Here is a 15,727-nt window from a genome sequence, read left to right as displayed (position 1 = left end):
AATATGGTTTAGCGCATCTTCATACAGAATTGGTATTAGTGTCTTTAGCAGTTACTAACCAACCATCAATGCTATCAAGTCTTACCAGTTTCGCAATGCCCCCCAAGTTAGAACCAATTAGAGTAAAAACTAAATCACCGATTCTCACCTGATGAATCAGAAAAATAGGGTGATCTAGTTTTATTTTTGAATTTGGAATTTTGAATTGTTAAGATTCGGGTGCTGACTCAAGTAACTTGACAGTAGTTCGCGGGACTGACACCTTAACAGGCGCTTTTTTGTTAAAAGACAGACCGTTTTCATTTTTGTCAATGATAATCGTGTCTCCAGAAATAAAAGTATTTTCCAATAACTTGGTGGCGAGGGGGTTTTCTACTTCTCGCTGAATTGCCCGTTTGAGTGGGCGGGCACCATAAACTGGGTCATAACCTGATTCGACAAGGTGATCACAGGCAGATTGGGATATTTCAAAGAAGATTTTTTGCTCGCGCAGGAGATTTTCTACCCGCTTGAGTTGAATACGGATGATCTGCCGCATTTCTGTGCGATTTAAGGTATGGAAGAGAATAATATCATCGACGCGGTTGAGAAATTCCGGGCGGAAATGCGATCGCAAGGCTTCCATTACCCTAACCCGCATTGTTTCATACTTAGAATCATCACCGGATACATCCAAGATATGTTCGCTACCAATGTTACTGGTCATGACAATAACGCTGTTGCGAAAATCTACCGTTCTTCCCTGAGAGTCGGTAATTCTCCCATCATCTAACACCTGCAATAAAATATTGAACACATCGGGGTGCGCCTTTTCCACTTCATCCAGCAACACCACTGAGTAGGGACGGCGGCGAATCGCTTCGGAAAGTTGACCACCTTCTTCATATCCAACATATCCTGGAGGCGCTCCCACAAGGCGGGAAACTGAGTGTTTTTCCATATACTCAGACATATCCAAGCGCACCAAGGCATCATCAGAATCAAAGAGAAACTGAGCTAGAGCGCGGGCGAGTTCAGTTTTGCCTACACCTGTGGGTCCCATGAACAAAAATGAACCAATCGGACGAGAGGGATCTTTCATCCCCGCACGGGCGCGACGAATTGCGGCTGCTACTGCTTCTACAGCCTCTTCTTGCCCAATGACTCGTTCATGCAAATGACTTTCTAGTTGCAGTAATTTTTGCCGTTCCGATTCCAATAGGCGATTGACGGGGATTCCTGTCCATTTGGCGACGATTTCGGCAATATCGGCTTCAGTAACTTGTTCTCGCAGCAACGTGGAACCTTGGTTTTGAATTTCTAAAAAGTTCGCTTCTTTGGCTTCGCGATCGCGTTGTACTCCTTCCAATTTGCCATACTTCAGTTGAGCAGCTTTATTTAAGTCATAGGCACGTTCCGCCTGTTCAATTTGCACTCGCAAGGCATCTTCTTCTTTCTTTAAGGCGCTTATCGCCTCCAATAGCTGCTTTTCACCTTGCCATTGCTCATTAAATGTGTGCTGTTTTTCGGTTAAATTAGCAATTTCTTGCTCAATTCGCTGCAAACGTTCTCTGGTTTGGGCGGTACCCTTTTCTTCGCCAGCTAATGATAGCTTTTCCATTTCTAACTGCATGATGCGGCGATCAATGGTTTCCAATTCGGCTGGTTTGGAGGTAATCTCCATTTTCAACTGTGCGGCTGCTTCATCCACCAAATCAATCGCTTTATCTGGTAAGAAGCGATCGCTAATATAACGCGCTGACAGGGTTGCTGCTGCTACCAAAGCCGAATCAGAAATTTTGACATTGTGATGAACTTCATAGCGTTCTTTCAACCCCCGAAGAATGGAAATAGTATTTTCCACACTTGGCTGATCGACAAATACTTGTTGAAAGCGGCGTTCTAGAGCAGCGTCTTTCTCAATATGTTTGCGGAACTCGTCCAGGGTAGTTGCGCCAATGCAACGCAGTTCTCCCCGCGCCAGCATTGGTTTGAGCAAATTTCCGGCATCCATTGCCCCTTGTTGAGTAGAGCCTGCGCCAACTACGGTATGCAGTTCGTCAATAAACAGGACGATTTGACCGTTAGATTCCGTAACTTCCTTGAGGACTGCTTTTAGGCGTTCTTCAAATTCACCTCGCAATTTTGCCCCAGCAATCAAACTGCCCATATCTAAAGAGATCAGTTGGCGGTTTTTCAGAGATTCGGGAACATCACCATTTACCATACGCTGTGCTAAAGCTTCAGCGATCGCAGTTTTACCCACCCCAGGTTCACCAATCAAGACTGGGTTATTTTTGCTACGACGAGACAAGACTTGAATTACCCGCCGAATTTCGTCATCCCGCCCAATTACTGGGTCAAGTTTTCCAGCTTTTGCCTGTTCTGTCAAATCTCTGCCAAATTTTTGTAAGGCTTCATAGCGGGATTCGGGACTTTGATCTGTCACCTTTTGGCTACCGCGAATAGTTTTGATCGTAGCTTCTAGTTTAGCTGCATCCGCATTAAAGCCTTTGAGTATCTTTCTTCCAATGCGATCGTCTTCAGCAAATGCCAAAAGTATGTGTTCTACAGAAATGTAGGAGTCTTTCATCCTGGTTCTAACTTCCTCAGCTCGGTCTAGTAAAACATCTAAATTGCGGCTAAGGTAAAGCTGATCACTTTTACCAACTTTCGGCTGACGTTGGGTAAAGGCTTCTAGTTGCTGTTGCAAGCGGATTGGATCGACCTCAGATCGAGCCAGGATACGTATTGCCAGACTAGTGGGTTCTTCTAACAGGGCAATAATTAAATGTTCAACATCTAGTTGCTGTTGTTGATAAGCACGGACTATATCCTGAGATTTAACAATTGCTTCCCAGGCTTTATCAGTAAATTTATTCGGATCTGTAGGTTGCATCTTTAGAATTTTGGAATTTTGATTTTTAGTTTAGGGATTGGGGATTATTAAAGGGAGTGGGGAGTAGGGAGTGGGGAGTGGTTGTAACCCTACTCCTTAGTACCCAGATAATTATCCAAACATTCTCAGCGTATATCCGCGTGTATCTCTGGTGGCAATTTGGGATTAGTAATTGATGATAGTTTGATCTATTACCTATTTTCTAATTTAAAACGAAAATCCTGTTCTGAGCGGACTTTGCCAAATGGTGCTATTGGTGCGATCGCTTCATCAACGACAGTATGAGGGCAATCCTAATAGGATTTACGCAGAAGAGATCCCCTAACCCGCCTAAAAAGGGGAGGCAAAAAGCGAAAAGTCTCGCGTGTCTGGGTTTACTGGCACGAGACACCAGTTTGCGGTCAGAATCAATCCCCCGTATGTAGCTGAACTTTTCAAGATATCGCTCTTAAGCAAAACTTGCTGCCCAGATCCCCGACTTCTTCAAGAAGTCGGGGATCTAAATCCAGCGATTTAGATTTAAGAATTACTGACTCACAAGTTGCTCTTGTGATTCCTGTTTGACTGCCAAACCTTGATTTCCCAGTTGAATCAGTTCCACTTTATACCCATCTGGATCTTCCACAAAAGCAATTACAGTTGAACCATGTTTCATCGCCCCTGGTTCGCGCACGACTTTACCGCCCTGATTGCGGATTTCTTCACACGTAGCGTAAATATCATCAACGCCAAGGGCAATGTGACCATAAGCATTACCCAATTCGTACTTTTCCACCCCCCAGTTGTAGGTTAGTTCTATTACCGAGTTGTCGCTTTCATCACCGTAGCCAACAAAAGCCAGGGTAAATTCTCCACCGGGATAATCTTTTCTACGCAGTAATTTCATTCCTAGAACTTCACAGTAGAACTTTAATGACTCTTCAAGGTTGCCCACCCGCAGCATTGTGTGTAGTAATCGCATATTGACCTTTTCTCTGTAATTGATTTAGTGTTATTCTCTGTCAACATTTTACAGAAGTTGCCAGAGGCGATCGCATTTGGACAAAATCCAAAAATTGTTCAGCTTCCGCAAAGACAGGGGACTGGAGAGGAGTTCAAAGGCTCAACTGTCGAGTTCAAAGGCTCAACTGCCAAGTAAAAAGGCTCAACTGCCAAGTAAAAAGGCTCAACTATCAAGTAAAAAGGTTTAACTATCAAGTAAAAAGGCTTAACTATCAAGTAAAAAGGTTTAACTATCAAGTAAAAAGGCTTAACTGCCGAGTTCAGGGCTAGTAATGAATAGAAGACTCACCTTGACAACGCTAATCTCCAATCCTTAATCTCAATCCTTGGGCAAAGCGCTTTGACCAAATGACTGGAAATATTCTTAAATCTCAGCCTATAAAGCTTCCTAAACGCCTATGCTAGCGATTGGGTTAGCCACTAAACTATATCGGCGCTAAGAACGCAATCGAAGTAAAGGACTAAGTAAAGATGAGTAACATTCTAGATACTGCAATTGTTGCGATCGCAGCCCGTGAAATTCTTGATTCACGCGGTAGACCGACAATTGAAGCCGAAGTGCATTTAGCCAACGGTGTTGTCGGACTGGCGCAGGTTCCCAGTGGTGCATCTACTGGCACTTTTGAGGCTCACGAACTGCGTGATGGCGATAAAAGCCGTTATGGGGGCAAAGGTGTACTGAAGGCAGTACAAAACGTTAGAGAAGCACTTGCACCCCAATTGTTAGGCTTGGATGCCCTCAACCAAGAACTGCTAGACCGGACAATGATCGCTATAGATGGTTCTCCTAACAAATCCAATTTGGGGGCTAATGCGATTTTGGGGGTTTCCCTAGCAGCAGCCAAAGCTGGCGCTGAATCTTTGGCAATTCCTCTATATCGCTATTTAGGTGGCCCTTTAGCGAATTTGCTCCCAGTGCCGTTGATGAACGTGATTAACGGTGGCGCACACGCTTCAAACAACGTAGATTTTCAAGAGTTTATGATTGTCCCAATTGGCGCAACTTCCTTCCGGGAAGCATTGCGCTGGGGTGCTGAGGTGTTTGCTACCCTCAGTCAAGTATTAGATGAAAAGGGTTTGCTTACTGGTGTGGGCGATGAAGGCGGTTTTGCCCCTAACCTAGAATCTAATCAGGTGGCTTTAGAATTGCTAGTTGCTGCCATTAAGAAAGCTGGTTATAAGCCAGGGGAAGAAGTAGCTTTAGCGTTGGATGTGGCAGCTAGTGAGTTTTACAAAAATGGGCAGTATGTTTACGATGGTAAACCTCACGCCCCGGCTGAGTTTATTGATTATCTCGCGCAACTGGTTGATCAATACCCAATTGTATCAATTGAGGATGGCTTGCATGAAGAAGACTGGCAAAGTTGGCAATTGCTGACCCAGAAGTTAGGTTCGCGGGTGCAATTGGTAGGAGATGACTTGTTTGTTACCAACGCCACGCGCTTGCAAAGAGGCATCCAGGAAAAAGCCGCTAATGCCATTTTGATTAAACTCAATCAAATTGGTTCACTCACCGAAACCTTAGAAACAATTGATTTGGCAACTCGCAACGGTATCCGTTCAGTAATTAGCCATCGTTCTGGTGAAACCGAAGACACAACTATCGCTGATTTAGCCGTAGCAACCCGCGCCGGTCAAATCAAAACAGGTTCCCTCTGTCGCAGCGAACGCGTAGCAAAATATAATCGCTTGCTGCGAATTGAAGACGAACTAGGCGATCGCGCCGTTTATGCTGGTGCTGTGGGGTTAGGGCCGAAGTAGGGAGTAGGGAGTAGGGAGTAGGGAGTAGGGAATTTCCCCACTCCCCATTCCCCATTCCCCATTCCCCATTCTCCATTCCCCATTCCCCATTCATCACGGATAAAACCCCAACTTGGGCAACCCCAAGGTTTCATCCCAGCCCATCATCAGATTCATACACTGAATCGCTTGCCCCGCCTGTCCTTTAATTAGATTGTCAATTGCTGACATCACAATCACGCGACCTGTGCGCGGGTCAACTTCTACACCGATGTAACAAAGATTGCTGCCATTAGCCCATTTAGTTTGGGGATAAACGCCGCTACCGCAGATTTTCACCCAAGGAGAGTTGCGGTAGAAGGCTGAAAAAATTGTGATTAAGTCATCTCGCACTAGACCAGGATCGCGCAGTGTGGCATATACCGTTGCCAAAATCCCGCGCACCATTGGGATCAGATGTGGCGTAAATTGGATCATCAGTTCGTGACCCGCTAAGTCACTGCAAATTTGCTCAATTTCTGGGGTATGACGGTGACGACCGACATGGAAAGCTGCTATAGAGTTGTCTGCCTCAGCTAGCAATAAGTTGGTTTGAGCTTGCCGTCCACTGCTAGATGTACCAGATTTGGCATCAATAATCGCTGTTTCTGGTTTGATTAAACCTTGCTTTAAGAGTGGCGAAAGTGCCAGGAGACTAGCAGTGGCATAGGAACCAGGACAGCCAACGAGTTGAGCTTCGGCAATGCGATCGCGATAAAGTTCTGGTAATCCATAAACTGCTGTAGCTGCAATTGTGCGATCGCTTCTCTCAGTACCATACCAATTTGTATAAGTTGTCAAATCACTGAACCGATAGTCTGCACTCAAATCTAGTACTTTACATCCTTTTTCCAACAGTTTGGGCGCAATTTGGCAAGCCAGACCATTTGGTAAAGATAGGAAAACTACTTCACAGCGATGAGCAATTATTTCTGGTTCAACCGCCTCTATTGGCAGGTTAGCCGCATGAGCCAGATGTGGGTAGATATCTCCAAAGGATTTCCCGATACTACTCTCACCGCCTAAATAAACCAGTTCGACTTCTGGATGATCCATCAGTAATCGTACTAACTGTACTCCGCCATAGCCCGACGCGCCAACAATCCCAACGGGTACGCGTCTAAATTTGCCCATGATCTGAAATCCTTATCCCATGAATGGTTAATTCGTTCTCAGCTATCAACAATATCAGCGACTAGCGCAGCCCACAAAACGCCCTAAACCCCTCCCCTTGGTTTTGGGGAGTCAAGAAGTCCAAAGTCAAGAGCCCAAAGTCTATATAAAATTCAGTTAATTGACTAGCGATTTTAGATTTTAGATTTTAGATTTTGGATTAAAAGAATTTTTGGTTCATGCCCCGACGCCACTTGCTCATCTTGGCTACAAGCCAAGACCGCAGTGGCTCCCCGAAGTCAAGCGGAATAAATCTAAAATCCCAAATCCCAAATCTTCAAGCCTTGTCCCCTTGTGGGCGAGGTTAATCCAAAATCGCTTTCTCCAAAATCCAAAATTGTTTGACCCTTGACCCCAATTTTAATGGCAAAAATTTTTGCCACGTTATCAAATCATTGCTATTCTCATTCTCTGCCTTGTAAAAAAGCTACAATCTAAAAGGATAAACCGTAAAAAAATTTACGTTGGTAGCTGGAAATCTTTTTGTGTCACAGCCTAATATTACCCAAGCTTTTAAATTTGATTCGATTAATGCCGCTTTAGCAGACCTAAAATCTGGTCGTGTCATTGTAGTGGTAGATGATGAAAATAGAGAAAATGAAGGCGACTTAATCTGTGCTGCTCAATTTGCTACACCCGACACGATTAATTTCATGGCGGTGGAAGCTAGAGGACTGATTTGTTTGGCAATGACAGGCGATCGCCTAGACGAGCTAGACTTACCTTTGATGGTCAGCAACATTACAGATACTAACCAAACTGCCTTCACTGTTAGTATTGATGCCAGCCCAGAATTGGGTGTTACCACTGGCATCTCAGCCGAAGACCGCGCCCGCACTATCCAGGTTACTCTCAACCCAGCCACAAAACCTACCGATTTACGTCGTCCTGGTCATATTTTCCCGATTCGGGCTAAAGAGGGAGGCGTACTCAAACGCGCCGGACATACAGAAGCTGGTGTGGACTTAGCTCGACTAGCAGGGCTATACCCAGCCGGGGTAATTTGTGAAATTCAAAACTCCGATGGTTCAATGGCGCGGTTGCAGCAGTTATTTGAATACGCTAAACGTCACAATTTAAAAATTATTAGTATTGCGGATTTAATTAGTTATCGCCTACAGCACGATCGCCTAGTGTATCGAGAAGTTGTTACCAAGCTGCCTAGTGAATTCGGTCAGTTTGAAATTTACGCCTACCGCCACACTCTGGATAACACAGAACACGTTGCAATTGTCAAGGGCGATCCAGCTAACTTCAAAGATGAGCCGGTGCTAGTGCGGATGCACTCAGAATGCTTAACTGGTGACGCTTTAGGTTCTTTGCGCTGCGACTGTCGGATGCAATTAGAAGCCGCACTGAAAATGATTGAGGCTGCGGGTCAAGGTGTAGTTGTATACCTGCGTCAAGAAGGACGGGGAATCGGCTTGATTAACAAGCTGAAAGCCTACTCATTACAGGATATGGGACTGGATACAGTAGAGGCAAATGAGCGCTTGGGATTTCCCGCCGACTTACGAGACTACGGGATGGGGGCGCAAATGCTTATGGACTTGGGCATTAAAAAGATACGCCTGATTACCAATAATCCGCGTAAAATTGCTGGAGTCAAGGGCTATGGGTTGGAAGTAGTCGATCGCTTACCATTGTTGATTGAGGCAACCGACTACAATTCCTATTATCTGGCGACAAAGGCGAAAAAGCTCGGTCATATGCTGTTACAGACTTATTTGGTGACAGTAGCAATCCATTGGCAAGATGACCCGGAAGCGGTGACGGAACGTTATGAGCGGTTAGAGAAAATACGGCACTTAGCGAGAACTAATGATTTATTGTTACAGGAAGAAGCGCGTCCCTTAGCGATCGCTTTATTTGACGAGCCATCTTTAACAGTACACTTGGGTTTTGATCAGGCAAAAGTTGCTAGCTGTGATTGGTATCAGCAAAGTGGTCATCCTTATATACAGGCTATCTTCCAGATTTTGGACAACCTCGCAACTTTGCCTTACATCCAGAAACTAGAATTTCTGATTTCCTCTGGTTGCGATCCTTTGAGTAATTTACAAGTCCAACTAGATCGACAGACATTCCCGCATGGTACAGTGCCTTCATCGATTAGCGATCGCCTGGAAAAGCAGCAAATCTATAGCTTTACCAAATAGCTTCAATAATGCTATAGCGTTTCCTAATCTCGTGAGGTACAGATGTGCTTCATCTACCCTCTCCGAACTCACGGAGAGGGGTTGGAGGTCAGGTTTTAATCTGATGTACTTCATGCACCTGGGAACCGCTATAAATTAATTACTGACTCTATATATTGGTCTGACCTGACGATAAGTATTAAGTAAGTTCAGAAATTTCTGACCATCAAAATTAATCGGGTCAACTTTTTTACCAGAACGGTCTACGAGACGGTGCGTAGTAATGCGATCGTCGCTGACTTGACTTTGAGCAATTAACCAAGCAAGAGAATTATATTGAGCCTCCGTGTAACCGCTATGGGTTTGTTGGCTGTTACTGTCATAACTATCTGGCGGTGTTTCCAAAGAAACGTGATAAGCAAAATTATTCACAGACGGAGGCAAATGTGGATTAGTCTGCACAGTTTCCACTCCCTCGGAACCATCAAATACTGAGTTAGCTGCACCAAAAGCCCGCTTTTCTGGCGGTACTAGATAAACCACCGTTCCGTCTAACTTGATTAAAGCGTGGTAACTTGCTTGCACAGTTTCATCATTATGGGCTACTTGAAAGAAATTAACGGCACTGGAAGCAGAATAACCAGTTTCATGGAGGACGATAATTGGTTGATTGTTGACAGGAATGCCATTAACATCTTGGGCGTAGCGTTCTCCATAGTTACTTGGGTCAACTGAAGCAACTTGATAATTAGGTCTGTAACGTGCAAAAGCTTGAGTGGTTACGTATCTTGCTATAGCCTTGTTAGTCTTAACTGGGGACTTGATAACAACTTGAGATTTCTTTTCTGGGTATTTCGCTGATTGGAATTGCGCCTGTGGATATTGACTCCAGGCTGTAGCCTGTGGATATGATGTATGGGATATTGTCGGATTATGTTGTAATTTTGTTGCTCGTCCAATTAGCAGCACTACAATTAAAGCCATGAACATCAGCGAGATTATTAGCACCCTAGTCGCCCAGTCTGTAAACCTCATTTTTCTAATACCAGTAAAACGGTAGATATTAACTTACGCGATGTGCAACTTATTCTTAGAACCCCGCTTCCATTTCTCTCCCCCACAGGAGAGAGGCTTTGATTCTTGCTCTCCAACGCTAGTAAGGAAGGGGTTTTCTCCTTTTCTCGTTTCCATGCTCTGCATGGGAATGGCTGATTAGAGGCTCTGCCTCCAGTTAGACATTGAGTCAGAGACTCAATGAATGCATTCCCAGGCTCTGCCTGGGAACGAGTCAAAACGCTTACCGTAAATGGTATCCAAACAATAATCGCTATAATACCTTAATTCTAGTCAAATATACGTTTATAATCCCTGCAATAGTGCTGTTACGAGCCATTTAATAAAGATGTTTTACTTACACCCCCTTCACCAACTACTAGCAGCTTAGAAAGATATTATCCTTTATCTTCTAACCTGGCTCGAAGATTGCATCTCATTGCGGCTCTGCCGCAAGTCTTGAGGCGGAGCCTCTCGGAATGCATTCCCAGTCTCCGACTGGGAGCGAGGCAATGAGGCAAATGCATTAGTTATAGGACTTACGCAAAGGGAACGGAAAACGAACCACAGAGGACGCAGAGGTCACGGAGGAATGAGAGTTTGAGAGGGTTTTTGCGTAAGTCCTAAGTTATTCTCCCCACTCCCCACTCCCCACTAACTATTAACTCTTAAACTGGGCAGTGGAGATGATTGATGCTGCTTAAAATCGACAAACTCACAGATGGAGTTAAATGGACAAAAGCGGCAGTGAGAGCCAGGATTGGCAGGGAAAATTTTACTGAAATTACTAGTTTCATCCTGATATTTTTGCAAATCGTGCTGGTGCTTGTGGGCAACATTAGCTAACTCAAATTTTAAGGATTCTAATTCACTATTATTAATACTAATTAACTCAGATTTTTTACATATTTCTAAATTATAAAATGATGCAACAGCTTTTCGTCCAGGGTAAAGATAACGAGCAGCTAGTAAATAAACTAATGCCTGTCGTCTGTCAAAAGCCGACTTACCAGTTTTGAAATCTAAAATATGTAAAGTGTTATCAGCCTCAATGAAAACACAGTCCATAGCCGCATATAAGCGAAAGCAATAATCTTCTTGTTCAATTAAAATCGCTTTAGGAAAGCCTTCATCACCCGGAGTTAATTGGATAATATCTTTATCCAAAAGCAACGGAGCATCGTGATATTTTTTCAAAATTTGCAGCACGCGTTGCTGGACTTGCTCGCTGGAGTTAGCTAATTTAAGTAGCTGGGCAACTCTTTCTACACCATCTGCTTGCTTCAACAGATGCCTGTGATGATGAAACTCATAAATACCTTTTTGGGCAAGTATGCCAATTCGCTGGGGTGCGGTGGCTTGCGCTAAAAGCGCTTTGACTTGTGGTTCGTGTTGCCGCGCTTTGATAAACCCCCGTCTCATCTGGCAATGCCAGCGTTCTTGCCCGGTCGCTGGGGCAACTAGAGACCAAAGGTGATAACTGGCAAAAGGTCGATCGGGGGTTGACATTGCTCAGAAACAGTGAGAGAAAATACGGTAGGGAGAAGTTTCAGCTAAGACTTCCTTAGAAAAGAACTTCGGGGGATACTTGCTGCTACACACGCTTTGCGGGAAGCTTTTTATAGTACTGATAATGTACGGGGAGCAAGTGGCAAAAATGTCCAGCAAGATAAAATTTGGCACCGATGGATGGCGAGGGATTATTGCCGATGACTTTACTTTCCTGAACGTGCGGAAAGTGACAAGGGCGATCGCCACTTATTTGGAAACAGCCTATACGAAAGCCAGACCAGTACTTATTGCCTACGATACTCGCTTTTTAGCTGACGAGTTTGCCCAAACAGCAGCTAAAGTACTGGCAGACTTAGGTTGGACTGTTAAAATTACTGATCGGGATTGCCCCACACCAGTAATTGCTTACAATGCCCGTCACCTAAATTCTGCTGGGGCGTTAATGTTTACTGCTAGCCATAATCCAGCACCCTACTGTGGAATTAAATATATACCCGATTATGCTGGGCCTGCCACTCCAGAGATTACTGATACTATTGTGGCAAATATAGAAAGTGCATCGGATGAGTTGCCTCTTAGCAGCCCATCAGGTTCAATTTCAATTTTTGATCCGAAACCTGATTACCTACAATTTATCTACACCCTACTTGATGTAGAAAAAATCAGAAGCGCTAATTTAAAGGTAAAGTACGATGCGCTCTATTCTACTTCTCGCGGCTATTTAGATGAAGTTTTGCAACATAGTGGGGTTCAGTTAGAAAGTTTCCACGATTGGCGGGATGTTTTATTTGGGGGTGGAATGCCAGAACCCAAAGGAGAACAATTAGTTGAGTTAGTGTCAGCAGTAATTCGCGATCGCGCTGATTTGGGTTTGGCGACAGATGGAGACGGCGATCGCTTTGGGATCGTTGATGAACAAGGAACTGTTCTCACATCCAATACTGTGCTGTTAGTTCTAGCACGTCATTTAATCAGAAACAAAGGTAAAACTGGTGCCATAGTCCGCACTGTCGCTACAACTCATCTGCTGGATAATTTCGCTGCTAAAAATGGGCTGCAAATTTATGAAACACCAGTCGGTTTTAAATACATCGGCGAAAAAATGCGGGAAACTGCTGTATTAATTGGTGGTGAAGAATCAGGCGGTTTGAGTATTATTGGGCATATTCCCGAAAAAGACGGGATATTAGCGAATATGCTGGTGGCGGAAGCGATCGCCTATGAAGGTAAACCTCTGAGTCAGCTGGTTAAGGAAGCGATCGCTGAAGCTGATGGACCCCTTTACAACAACCGCCTAGACTTGCACCTTACAGAGGCGCACAAAACCGCCGTCATCGACTCCTTTACCAAAAGTCCACCTACAGAGGTAGCAGGAATTAAAGTCAAGGAAGTGGGGCGTAAAGACGGTATTAAGCTCTATTTAGAAGAGGGTAGCTGGGTTTTACTGCGTCCTTCGGGTACAGAACCACTGGTGCGCGTCTATTTAGAAACCAGCACTCCCGAAAAACTCACCCAAATCGCCCAAGAGTTAGAGAGTGCCATTGCTAAACTAAAGGCAGTAACAGTTTAATAATTCAAAGTTAGGAGTTATAAGTTAAGAATTATTAACCCCTAACTTTTATATAAGATATGAAAACTTTCGCTCCTTTTTTGACATCTCTAGTTGTAGCAGTTTGGGTAATAGCGATCGCAATTATTTCAATTCAAAATGCCACACCCGTATCGTTAAAATTCTTAACATTCCAATCGATTCAGATACCAATGGGCTTAGTGTTGGCTTTTAGTGCCGGTATAGGGTTAATTAGTATGGCACTGCTGCAACCTCTGTGGGGACTTGCTGGTATTGGGCAGGGTAATTCTCGATTGGAAGACGATGCGGAATTTTTTGTTGACGATGAAGATTTTTGAGGCTTGACAAAAACATATAGAAATTAAGTATTCTTCTTCTGCTTATATGCACATTTGTGCATATAATAAACTTAGATGGCGTATCAATGGCATAGGGGTAAGGCAGCAGCCAATCTTCATAAGCATGGCGTTGACTTTGCTGATGCAGTGACGGTTTTTTCTGACGATTTAGCAATTACCATCACAGATGAACGTTTTGATGAAGAGAGATTTATCACTATTGGGATAGATGCTTTCAGTCGAGTTTTAGTAGTTGTGTATACATGGCGCCATGATGAGATTCGATTGATTTCTGCCCGCAAAGCTACGCGCTATGAACAAAAGCAGTATGAGGAGGGATAAGTGATGGAAACTGAGTATGATTTTAGTCAGGGCAAGCGGGAAGCAATTGAACCAACACCAACAGGCAAAACTCGAATTACAATTCGCCTAGATGATGAAGTACTAGCATGGTTTCGTGACCAAGTTCACGCAGCCGGTGGGGGAAATTACCAAACTTTGATTAACGATGCTTTGCGTGAGTATATTCAGCAACGCCGTGAACCGTTAGAAGAGACATTACGGCGAGTATTGCGAGAGGAACTTGAGCGCATCGGAAAATGAGGATATTTTGGTTTACCTAAGATCGATAACGGCTATGAGCGCAACTTATACAGCAGATTTTAATTTGTGGATTGAGCAGACAGCCCAACTATTGCGATCGCATCGCTGGCAAGAAGTTGATGTAGAATATCTGATTGAAGAGGTTGAAGGCTTGGGCAAAAGTGAACGGCGGGCTATTGCCAGTCAACTAATTCGCTTACTGTTGCATCTGCTCAAGTGGCAATATCAATCCCAGCGTCGCTCAGATAGTTGGCTTGATTCTATCACCGATTCTCGCACCCAAATTGAGTTAGCCATAGAAGATAGTCCTAGTCTTAAGAGCTATCCTAGAGAGCAACTTCAGGAAAGTTATCAAAGGGCGCGTCGCCAAGCAGCCAAGCAAACAGAGATGTTAATTTCCGTGTTTCCAGAAGAGTGTCCATATTCTTTAGAGTTAGTGTTCGATGAAGACTGGCTCCCGGAAACAAGCGATATTTGATAATTGTAATTGTGGCTGTGTGGTATGAAGCGCACAACGCAGCCAATTAATATGTATTGGTGAGTTTTGCAAAAGTCGCTTTTACTTCTTCATAACTAGCAAAGTCTTCAGAATCCGCTTCAGAAATTCCCTTTTGAATCTCCTCGATTTGCCACTGATACATCTCTAGATAAGCGGCTACCGCCTCATTAAGTACGTAGCTGCGATCGCGGTTTATTCTGGCTGCAATCGCATCAAGTGCAGCTTTGCGATCACTATCTATCTGAAACGTAATGTTTTCTTTGCTCATCGTCTTGTGAAAGTTGTATTCCAACATATTTTATTACAATATTTTGCATTGTAAACAAAGACATAATGGTTAAAACTTTTCACTTATTCCGTGAAATTCCCCATCCGTCTATGCAGTGGTGTAGTTCATTATGGTAATAACAGTCAAATAGTTTACACATCTAAATTATGTCTCTGAAGTTTGAAGATGAATATGCTCATGCATTGGATAATTTAGCGTCAGCATTGAAACGTTCATACGAGCAAATAAAACAGACCAGTACATTCTCTAGTGAGTTTGATTATTCACAGGCGATCGCTAACCGTCTGCGTGCTTTTTATAGTTCCCAATCAGAAGTTAAGGAGTTTCTTAATAAGAAGGTAGCTCAAGCAGGTTCAGACTTTTTTGTAGAAACAGTACTCTTCTTTCTCAAACTGTTTAATAATTTAGAAAATCTTCGTTTGACAATTGCTTCAGAACGTCCACTGCAAAAAAAAACGTAACACTATGCGTCCTGATATTAGTGTCTGGCGTGGTGATGAATTACTTGCCATTATTGAATGCAAAACACAACTTGGTTGGCATCGACAAAATTGGTCTGAGCATTTTCAATATCGGCAAAAGAAATTAAAAGATGTCTTTCCCAAAACAGAGATATTCCTTGTAGTTATGACTAGTTGTAATTGGGGGGGGTTTGGTAGTGATCTAAGAGTTGGTAAACAGCTATTTTGTCTGTTTAATGATAAATGCTACAGTGAAAACTTTATAGAGATAGATACTCCTGTTGAACAACTCTTTGAGCAAATAACTATATTTTTAATCTCCCGATCTTTGTATACTTTGATGAATGAGATGAGTAAAGTGAGGATAGATATATATATTTCTTTATTGGACTACTTGATAGGGGAGTTGTAGAAGTTATTGACACCGAACTG

At 43.6% G+C, this 15,727-nt stretch carries 16 protein-coding genes; 10 read left to right on the top strand and 6 right to left on the bottom strand.

The features are described from left to right. Window positions 1–208: 208 nt before the first annotated feature. Complete coding sequence (gene clpB / locus V7L05_RS24435; RefSeq protein WP_335167904.1) at window positions 209–2,878, bottom strand: ATP-dependent chaperone ClpB; 2,670 nt, start codon at window positions 2,876–2,878, stop codon at window positions 209–211. A 526-nt stretch (window positions 2,879–3,404) separates the two neighbouring features. Further along, complete coding sequence (gloA, locus tag V7L05_RS24430) at window positions 3,405–3,839, bottom strand: lactoylglutathione lyase (protein ID WP_335167902.1); 435 nt, start codon at window positions 3,837–3,839, stop codon at window positions 3,405–3,407. Between the two features lie 27 nt (window positions 3,840–3,866). Between gloA and V7L05_RS24425 the strand changes: the two genes are divergently transcribed. Together V7L05_RS24425 and eno are read left to right on the top strand one after the other, a co-directional pair. Next, window positions 3,867–4,016, top strand: coding sequence for a hypothetical protein (locus V7L05_RS24425; protein ID WP_335167901.1), 150 nt, complete (start codon window positions 3,867–3,869; stop codon window positions 4,014–4,016). Between the two features lie 335 nt (window positions 4,017–4,351). Continuing rightward, entirely contained in the window at window positions 4,352–5,641 is a 1,290-nt protein-coding gene (eno, locus tag V7L05_RS24420; protein ID WP_335167899.1) for a phosphopyruvate hydratase, read from the top strand. A 93-nt stretch (window positions 5,642–5,734) separates the two neighbouring features. Here the strand turns inward: eno and argC are convergent, their stop codons facing one another. Next, window positions 5,735–6,793 (bottom strand): N-acetyl-gamma-glutamyl-phosphate reductase, encoded by a 1,059-nt coding sequence (gene argC, locus V7L05_RS24415; RefSeq protein ID WP_335167896.1) that lies wholly within the window; start codon window positions 6,791–6,793, stop codon window positions 5,735–5,737. 524 nt (window positions 6,794–7,317) lie between these two features. Between argC and ribBA the strand changes: the two genes are divergently transcribed. Continuing rightward, window positions 7,318–8,991 (top strand): bifunctional 3,4-dihydroxy-2-butanone-4-phosphate synthase/GTP cyclohydrolase II, encoded by a 1,674-nt coding sequence (gene ribBA / locus V7L05_RS24410; protein WP_335167894.1) that lies wholly within the window; start codon window positions 7,318–7,320, stop codon window positions 8,989–8,991. A gap of 135 nt (window positions 8,992–9,126) precedes the next feature. Here ribBA and V7L05_RS24405 read toward each other — a convergent pair whose 3' ends face one another. Continuing rightward, a complete protein-coding gene (locus tag V7L05_RS24405; protein WP_335167893.1) occupies window positions 9,127–10,005 on the bottom strand; it encodes an N-acetylmuramoyl-L-alanine amidase in 879 nt (292 codons plus the stop codon). Window positions 10,006–10,677: 672 nt separating this feature from the next. Further along, on the bottom strand, window positions 10,678–11,532 hold the full coding sequence (locus tag V7L05_RS24400) for a PD-(D/E)XK nuclease family protein (protein WP_335167892.1): 855 nt from the start codon (window positions 11,530–11,532) through the stop codon (window positions 10,678–10,680). Window positions 11,533–11,680: 148 nt separating this feature from the next. On the opposite strand from V7L05_RS24400, the gene V7L05_RS24395 reads away from it, so the two are divergent. From V7L05_RS24395 to V7L05_RS24375, 5 genes are all read left to right on the top strand, one after another. Further along, complete coding sequence (locus V7L05_RS24395; protein ID WP_335167891.1) at window positions 11,681–13,105, top strand: phosphoglucomutase/phosphomannomutase family protein; 1,425 nt, start codon at window positions 11,681–11,683, stop codon at window positions 13,103–13,105. A gap of 59 nt (window positions 13,106–13,164) precedes the next feature. Next, a complete protein-coding gene (locus V7L05_RS24390; RefSeq protein WP_335167890.1) occupies window positions 13,165–13,443 on the top strand; it encodes a LapA family protein in 279 nt (92 codons plus the stop codon). Window positions 13,444–13,518: 75 nt separating this feature from the next. Next, a complete protein-coding gene (locus V7L05_RS24385; RefSeq protein ID WP_335167889.1) occupies window positions 13,519–13,785 on the top strand; it encodes a BrnT family toxin in 267 nt (88 codons plus the stop codon). A 3-nt stretch (window positions 13,786–13,788) separates the two neighbouring features. After that, window positions 13,789–14,046 carry a BrnA antitoxin family protein gene (locus V7L05_RS24380; protein WP_335167887.1) on the top strand — a complete coding sequence of 86 codons (258 nt, stop codon included), beginning with the start codon at window positions 13,789–13,791 and terminating at the stop codon, window positions 14,044–14,046. Window positions 14,047–14,080: 34 nt separating this feature from the next. Continuing rightward, on the top strand, window positions 14,081–14,524 hold the full coding sequence (locus V7L05_RS24375) for a DUF29 domain-containing protein (protein WP_335167886.1): 444 nt from the start codon (window positions 14,081–14,083) through the stop codon (window positions 14,522–14,524). A 46-nt stretch (window positions 14,525–14,570) separates the two neighbouring features. Here the strand turns inward: V7L05_RS24375 and V7L05_RS24370 are convergent, their stop codons facing one another. Next, window positions 14,571–14,840, bottom strand: a complete 270-nt coding sequence (locus V7L05_RS24370) for a CopG family ribbon-helix-helix protein (protein WP_335167884.1) — start codon at window positions 14,838–14,840, stop codon at window positions 14,571–14,573. A gap of 140 nt (window positions 14,841–14,980) precedes the next feature. Between V7L05_RS24370 and V7L05_RS24365 the strand changes: the two genes are divergently transcribed. Next, window positions 14,981–15,295 (top strand): hypothetical protein, encoded by a 315-nt coding sequence (locus tag V7L05_RS24365; protein WP_335167881.1) that lies wholly within the window; start codon window positions 14,981–14,983, stop codon window positions 15,293–15,295. Window positions 15,296–15,299: 4 nt separating this feature from the next. Continuing rightward, window positions 15,300–15,707, top strand: coding sequence for a hypothetical protein (locus tag V7L05_RS24360; RefSeq protein WP_335167879.1), 408 nt, complete (start codon window positions 15,300–15,302; stop codon window positions 15,705–15,707). The last annotated feature ends 20 nt before the right edge of the window (window positions 15,708–15,727 follow it).

The sequence above is a fragment of the Nostoc sp. genome (genome assembly GCF_036917755.1).
Lineage (GTDB): Bacteria > Cyanobacteriota > Cyanobacteriia > Cyanobacteriales > Nostocaceae > Nostoc.
Note: the sequence above shows the minus strand (reverse complement) of the source record. Positions and strands in the feature narration are given on the sequence as shown.

What these genes read in the sequence shown, in the direction of transcription:
- clpB (WP_335167904.1), bottom strand. Translation starts at nt 2,878, where the DNA reads ATGCAACCTACAGATCCGAATAAATTTACTGATAAAGCCTGGGAAGCA.
- gloA (WP_335167902.1), bottom strand. Translation starts at nt 3,839, where the DNA reads ATGCGATTACTACACACAATGCTGCGGGTGGGCAACCTTGAAGAGTCA.
- eno (WP_335167899.1), top strand. Translation starts at nt 4,352, where the DNA reads ATGAGTAACATTCTAGATACTGCAATTGTTGCGATCGCAGCCCGTGAA.
- argC (WP_335167896.1), bottom strand. Translation starts at nt 6,793, where the DNA reads ATGGGCAAATTTAGACGCGTACCCGTTGGGATTGTTGGCGCGTCGGGC.
- V7L05_RS24405 (WP_335167893.1), bottom strand. Translation starts at nt 10,005, where the DNA reads ATGAGGTTTACAGACTGGGCGACTAGGGTGCTAATAATCTCGCTGATG.
- V7L05_RS24400 (WP_335167892.1), bottom strand. Translation starts at nt 11,532, where the DNA reads ATGTCAACCCCCGATCGACCTTTTGCCAGTTATCACCTTTGGTCTCTA.
- V7L05_RS24395 (WP_335167891.1), top strand. Translation starts at nt 11,681, where the DNA reads ATGTCCAGCAAGATAAAATTTGGCACCGATGGATGGCGAGGGATTATT.
- V7L05_RS24390 (WP_335167890.1), top strand. Translation starts at nt 13,165, where the DNA reads ATGAAAACTTTCGCTCCTTTTTTGACATCTCTAGTTGTAGCAGTTTGG.
- V7L05_RS24385 (WP_335167889.1), top strand. Translation starts at nt 13,519, where the DNA reads ATGGCGTATCAATGGCATAGGGGTAAGGCAGCAGCCAATCTTCATAAG.
- V7L05_RS24380 (WP_335167887.1), top strand. Translation starts at nt 13,789, where the DNA reads ATGGAAACTGAGTATGATTTTAGTCAGGGCAAGCGGGAAGCAATTGAA.
- V7L05_RS24375 (WP_335167886.1), top strand. Translation starts at nt 14,081, where the DNA reads ATGAGCGCAACTTATACAGCAGATTTTAATTTGTGGATTGAGCAGACA.
- V7L05_RS24370 (WP_335167884.1), bottom strand. Translation starts at nt 14,840, where the DNA reads ATGTTGGAATACAACTTTCACAAGACGATGAGCAAAGAAAACATTACG.
- V7L05_RS24365 (WP_335167881.1), top strand. Translation starts at nt 14,981, where the DNA reads ATGTCTCTGAAGTTTGAAGATGAATATGCTCATGCATTGGATAATTTA.
- V7L05_RS24360 (WP_335167879.1), top strand. Translation starts at nt 15,300, where the DNA reads ATGCGTCCTGATATTAGTGTCTGGCGTGGTGATGAATTACTTGCCATT.